Below are 6,106 nucleotides of genomic sequence, written 5' to 3'. Positions count from 1 at the left end.
TTATGGTTGTGGCTCTTCATCTCTGAAAACAACCAAACGCTTCGGTGCAACTCGGCCATCTTCAGCAATCTGAGTAACACCAACAAACAGTTTCTCTTCACCACTTGTCATGCGAACCGTACCTTCAGTTGGCGCACCAGAAACCTGAACGGGCATACCGTGCTGAACTAGGTCAGTCAGTTCCGCGTTTAAGTTAACTTCTGGTAAGTCTTCAACGGCTGTGTCCATTGGCATTAATAGTGGATCAAGCAGTTCTTTGGGTGCAATTTCTTGCGCCTGCGCTTGCTCTAGGATCTCGTTCAACTGCTCCAAAGTCACCATACGATCGTACGGATACTTAGCAACACCAGTACGGCGAAGCATGGTCACGTGGGCACCACAACCTAGCATTTCACCAAGATCGTCGGTAATTGTGCGGATGTAAGTGCCTTTTGAACAATGCACTTCCATCTCAACTTCATCACCTTCAAAGCGAAGCAGTTCAATAGAGTAAACAGTGATTTTACGAGATTCACGAGGCACCTCGATACCTGCACGTGCGTATTCATACAAAGGCTTACCTTGATACTTCAATGCTGAGAACATTGACGGAATCTGGTCGGTTTCCCCTTTGAAGCTTGCAATGCAGCGTTCAAGTTGCTCTTGAGTCACGTTAACATCTCGTGTCTCTACCACTTCACCATCAGAGTCAGAAGTATTGGTACGCTCACCAAGCTTAGCGATTACTACGTAGCGCTTGTCAGAATCTAATAGAAACTGAGAAAACTTCGTTGCTTCACCAAGACAAATTGGCAGCATGCCAGTCGCAAGAGGATCAAGAGCACCGGTGTGCCCTGCCTTCTCTGCAAAGTAAATACGTTTTACTTTTTGCAGTGCATCATTAGACGAAATGCCCGTTGGCTTATCTAACAGAATTACCCCGTTGATAGGGCGACCTTTACGACGGCGAGCCATTACTCTTCGCCCTTAGACTGAGTTTCGTCAGTTCGGCCAGACTCTTCTTGCTTACGCTTATCGTCGTTTAAAACTTCACTTACTAAGTTAGACATACGCATGCCTTCTACTAGTGTGTTGTCGTAAGTAAAACGCACTTCAGGCGTTAGACGGTGACGAATACGCTTACCAAGAGCCATACGAACTGGCACTTCATGCTCTTTAAGAGCAGCAAGACATGATTCAGGTGTTTGCTCACCGATACATAGGAAAGTAACGAACACTTTTGCGTAAGCAAGGTCACGAGACACTTCTACGTCTGAGATAGTTACCATACCGATACGTGAGTCACGAACTTCACGTTGTAGGATAAGCGCAAGCTCCTTTTGAAGCTGCTGAGACACACGTTGTGTGCGGCTAAATTCTTTTGACATTTTCTTTTCTCACTTAGAAAGATGGGGGGCTTGGTAATTACCAGCCCCCCATGGTGTATTCAACAACCGATTACCTTATTACCTTTATTAGTAATGTTAGTAACCTTAGTCAATATGTCGAGTCGTACAGACTGATTAGTCTAGAGTACGTTTAACCTCAACGATTTCGAATACTTCGATCTGGTCACCAACGCGAACGTCATTGTAGTTCTTAACGCCAACACCACACTCGTAACCATTCTTAACTTCTTGAACGTCATCTTTAAAGCGACGAAGTGACTCTAGTTCACCTTCGTAGATAACAACGTTTTCACGAAGTACACGGATTGGGTTGCTACGCTTAATCGTACCTTCAGTAACGATACAACCAGCGATTGCACCAAGTTTAGGCGACTTAAATACGTCACGAACTTGTGCAAGACCAATGATTTCTTGACGGAATTCAGGAGCAAGCATACCGCCCATTGCCTGTTTAACTTCGTCAATCAGTTGGTAGATGATTGAGTAGTAACGTAGATCTAGGTTTTCGTTCTGAACTGTATTACGCGCAGTTGCGTCAGCACGAACGTTGAAACCAAGGATGATAGCGTTAGAAGCTGCAGCAAGCGTTGCGTCAGTTTCAGTAATACCACCAACACCAGAACCTACGATGTTCACTTTAACTTCGTCAGTTGACAGTTTCAGTAGAGAGTCAGCAATCGCTTCTACAGAACCTTGAACGTCAGCTTTAAGTACAACGTTAAGTTCAGCAACTTCGCCTGCCGTCATGTTCGCGAACATGTTCTCTAGTTTCGCTTTTTGTTGGCGAGCTAGTTTAACATCACGGAATTTACCTTGACGGTAGTTTGCAACTTCACGCGCTTTACGCTCATCACGTACAACAGTCGCTTCATCACCTGAAGCAGGAACGCCAGAAAGACCTAGAATTTCTACAGGGATAGATGGACCTGCAGTTTCGATGTCTTTACCGTTTTCATCACGCATTGCACGAACACGGCCGTACTCTTGACCACAAAGAACGATATCGCCTTTGTTTAGAGTACCAGACTGAACTAGTACTGTTGCAACTGGACCACGACCTTTATCAAGGCGAGATTCAACAACAACACCAGATGCCATGCCTTCTTTAACCGCTGTAAGTTCAAGAACTTCAGACTGAAGAAGGATAGACTCTAGAAGACCATCAATGTTTGTACCCTGTTTTGCAGAGATGTGAACGAAGATGTTCTCACCGCCCCATTCTTCAGGAATAACGTCGTATTGAGCTAGCTCATTCTTAACGTTGTCTGGGTTTGCACCCTCTTTGTCGATCTTGTTCACAGCAACAATCAGAGGAACGCCTGCCGCTTTCGCGTGCTGGATTGCTTCGATTGTTTGTGGCATTACGCCATCGTCTGCAGCAACAACAAGTACAACGATATCTGTCGCTTGAGCACCACGAGCACGCATAGCAGTAAAGGCCGCGTGTCCAGGAGTATCAAGGAACGTGATCATGCCGTTGTCAGTATCTACGTGGTAAGCACCAATGTGCTGCGTGATACCGCCAGCTTCGCCAGAAGCAACGTGTGCTTTACGAATGTAGTCAAGTGTTGAAGTTTTACCGTGGTCAACGTGACCCATGATAGTAACAACAGGAGCACGACCTTCAGCGATAGCATCGCTATCACGGTCAGCTAGTACTGCTTCTTCAAGTTCGTTTTCTTTACGTAGGATTACCTTGTGACCCATTTCTTCAGCAACAAGTTGTGCTGTTTCTTGGTCGATCACTTGGTTGATAGTCGCCATAGCGCCCATCTTCATCATTACTTTGATAACTTCAGTTGCTTTAACTGACATTTTGCTAGCCAGTTCAGAAACAACGATAGTTTCGCCGATAGCAACGTCAGATTTTGCAACAGTCGCTGACTTATCGAAGCCTTGCTGCATTGAAGTTGGTTTAGCAAGCTTACCTTTACCGCCACGACCACGTTGGTTACGACCACCACGGTTATTGCCAGGTTGAGTTGCTGGAGCTGGTTTCTTCTTGCGACGACGAGGTGCTTTCTCATCTTTTTTGTCTGCCGCATCTTCAGCTTCACGAGCGTAAGTAGAAGTCGTCACATGGTAATCCGCAGATTTCTCTTGCTCTTTCTTCTTCTTCTCTTCTTCAGACCAACGTTCTTGGTTCTCTTCTGCTAACTTACGAGCTTCTTCAACAAGCTTAGCTGCTTCAGCTTCGGCTTTACGAGTTGCTTCTTGCTCTTGACGAGCTTTAAGTTCATCCGCTTCTTTTTTCGCTTGTGCGTTAGCGTCTGCATTTTTTGAATTCATGTCTTTTTTAGCCTTTTCAGCTTGTGCGCGTTGAGCCTTCTCTTCAGCTTCACGTTTTGCATCCGCTTCACGTGTTACTTTTGCTTCGGCTTCGCGCTGTGCTTTCTCTGCAGCATCACGTTTCGCTTGCTCTTCAGCATCGCGTTGTGCTTTCTCTTCCGCTTCACGATTAGCTACTTCCTCAGCTTCACGTTTCGCTTCATCTTCAATAGTGCTGCGCTTCACGTAAGTACGCTTTTTACGTACCTCAACTTGAACATCCTTACTCTTACCGCCTCCAGCGGCAACACTTAGCGTGCTGCGGGTCTTGCGTTGAAGAGTTAAACGAGTCGGTTCTGTTTCACCAGAAGTATCGCCGTGCTCCTTTTTAAGGTGCGTTAGCAATGTTTGCTTCTCTGAATCAGTCACTTGGTCCGACCCTGCTTTCTTCATGCCTGCATCAGCAAGTTGTTCAATTAAGCGGTCAACTGGCGTACCAATCTCTTCACTCAGTGCTTTAACTGTTAATTGTGTCATACCGCTCTCTCTCCTTGCTGAATTATTCTTCGTCGCCGAACCAACAGATGTTACGCGCAGCCATAATTAGCTCGCCTGCACGCTCTGCAGTTAGGTCTTCGATGCCTTCTAGTTCATCAACGCCTTGGTCAGCTAGGTCTTCCAATGTCGCAACGCCTTTTGCTGCTAGCTTGTAAGCCATTTCACGCTCAAGACCTTCAAGTGCAAGTAGGTCTTCAGCTGGCTCAACACCATCGAAAGTTTCTTCTTTCGCTAGCGCTAGAGTTGTCAGTGCGTCTTTCGCGCGGTTACGCAATTCTTCAACGATACCTTCATCTAGACCATCTACTTCAAGAAGCTCGTTCACAGGAACGTAGGCTACTTCTTCAAGCGTAGAGAAGCCTTCTTCAACAAGCATTTGAGCAAAGTCTTCTTCGATATCTAGGTGCTTCATGAAGTTTTCAATAGAAGCAACTGCTTCTTCTTGGTGCTTCTTCTCTAGATCAGCAACAGTCATTACGTTCAGTTCCCAACCAGTAAGTTGAGACGCTAGACGTACATTTTGACCGCTACGACCGATAGCTTGCGCTAGATTGTCAGCTTCAACCGCGATGTCCATTGAGTGCGTATCTTCATCAACGATGATAGAAGCAACATCAGCAGGAGCCATTGCATTGATAACGAATTGCGCCGGGTTATCATCCCAAAGCACGATATCGATACGCTCACCGCCAAGGTCGTTAGATACAGCTTGTACACGTGCGCCACGCATACCAACACACGCACCAACAGGGTCAATACGTTTGTCGTTTGTTTTAACGGCGATTTTAGCACGAGAACCAGCGTCACGTGCAGCACCTTTAAGTTCAATTAGCTCTTCACCAATCTCAGGCACTTCAACACGGAATAGTTCAGCTAGCATTTCTGGCTTAGAACGAGTAACAAAAAGCTGGAAACCACGAGCTTCTGGCTTAACTGCGTATAGAAGACCACGAACACGGTCACCTGGACGGAAGTTTTCACGAGGAAGTTGGTCATCACGAAGGATTACCGCTTCAGCATTGTTACCTAGATCTAGAATCACTGTGTCACGGTTAACTTTCTTAACTGCGCCAGTGACTAGCTCGCCTTCGTTATCAATAAACTGTTCAACGATTTGAGCGCGTTCAGCTTCACGTACTTTCTGTACGATAACTTGCTTAGCTGTTTGAGTCGTAATACGGTCAAACGTTACTGATTCGATATCATCTTCGATGAAACCGCCAAGTTCGATCTCTGGATCATCGTACTTTGCAGCTTCAATAGAGATTTCTTTTGTTGGGAATTCAACTTCCTCAACAGCTTCCCAACGGCGGAAAGTTTCGAAATTACCCGTTTTACGGTCAATCTCAACACGAACTTCGATTTCTAGTTCGCTTTTCTTTTTTGTTGCCGTTGCAAGCGCGATTTCAAGCGCTTCAAAAATACGCTCACGAGGAACTGCTTTCTCATTAGAAACAGCTTCTACTACCGCCAAAATTTCTTTGTTCATTAATCTAGCCTCTTAAGCTCTTCTCTCTAGGAGAACTAAAATTTAGGGATCAGGTTAGCTTTCGCAATATTGCTCAGGACGAATTCTTCTTCTTGTCCTTCAACCAATACTTTCACTGTCTCGCCTTCGATAGATTGGATATCACCTTTCCATTTACGACGGTTGCCGACAGCCATTTTCAAAACGATGCTTACCTCGTGACCAATAAATTGTTGGTAATGCTCAGCTTTGAACAGTGGTCTCTCTAAACCTGGTGAAGACACTTCAAGGTTATAAGCCACTGAAATTGGATCTTCAACGTCCATTACGGCACTTACTTGGTGACTAACTTCAGAGCAATCATCTACATTGATACCATTTGGTGAATCGATGTAAATGCGTAGCGTTGAGTGCTCACCAGCAC

Annotated in this window: 5 protein-coding genes; all 5 read right to left on the bottom strand. The window is 45.5% G+C overall.

The features are described 5' to 3' along the window. Positions 1-954 (bottom strand): tRNA pseudouridine(55) synthase TruB, encoded by a 954-nt coding sequence (truB, locus tag AB4653_RS20775; RefSeq protein WP_372105214.1) that lies wholly within the window; start codon positions 952-954, stop codon positions 1-3. Further along, a complete protein-coding gene (gene rbfA, locus AB4653_RS20770; RefSeq protein WP_009847540.1) occupies positions 954-1,367 on the bottom strand; it encodes a 30S ribosome-binding factor RbfA in 414 nt (137 codons plus the stop codon). Before rbfA ends, truB begins: the two co-directional genes overlap by 1 nt. Positions 1,368-1,502: 135 nt before the next feature. Continuing rightward, a complete protein-coding gene (gene infB, locus AB4653_RS20765) occupies positions 1,503-4,193 on the bottom strand; it encodes a translation initiation factor IF-2 (protein ID WP_009847541.1) in 2,691 nt (896 codons plus the stop codon). Positions 4,194-4,215: 22 nt separating this feature from the next. After that, entirely contained in the window at positions 4,216-5,703 is a 1,488-nt protein-coding gene (nusA, locus tag AB4653_RS20760; protein ID WP_009847542.1) for a transcription termination factor NusA, read from the bottom strand. A gap of 35 nt (positions 5,704-5,738) precedes the next feature. Then, positions 5,739-6,106: ribosome maturation factor RimP (rimP, locus tag AB4653_RS20755; protein WP_372105212.1), on the bottom strand; the 368-nt coding region annotated here is incomplete at its 5' end.

Origin of the sequence: Vibrio sp. 10N.222.48.A3 (assembly GCF_041475345.1) — a bacterium.
Classification (GTDB): domain Bacteria; phylum Pseudomonadota; class Gammaproteobacteria; order Enterobacterales; family Vibrionaceae; genus Vibrio; species Vibrio tasmaniensis_A.
The sequence above is the reverse complement of the archived record's forward strand: the minus strand, read 5'-3'. Positions and strand labels throughout refer to the sequence as shown.

Bases quoted from the DNA above. Each gene is read 5' to 3' on its own strand.
- truB (WP_372105214.1), bottom strand. From the start codon at position 954: ATGGCTCGCCGTCGTAAAGGTCGCCCTATCAACGGGGTAATTCTGTTA.
- rbfA (WP_009847540.1), bottom strand. From the start codon at position 1,367: ATGTCAAAAGAATTTAGCCGCACACAACGTGTGTCTCAGCAGCTTCAA.
- infB (WP_009847541.1), bottom strand. From the start codon at position 4,193: ATGACACAATTAACAGTTAAAGCACTGAGTGAAGAGATTGGTACGCCA.
- nusA (WP_009847542.1), bottom strand. From the start codon at position 5,703: ATGAACAAAGAAATTTTGGCGGTAGTAGAAGCTGTTTCTAATGAGAAA.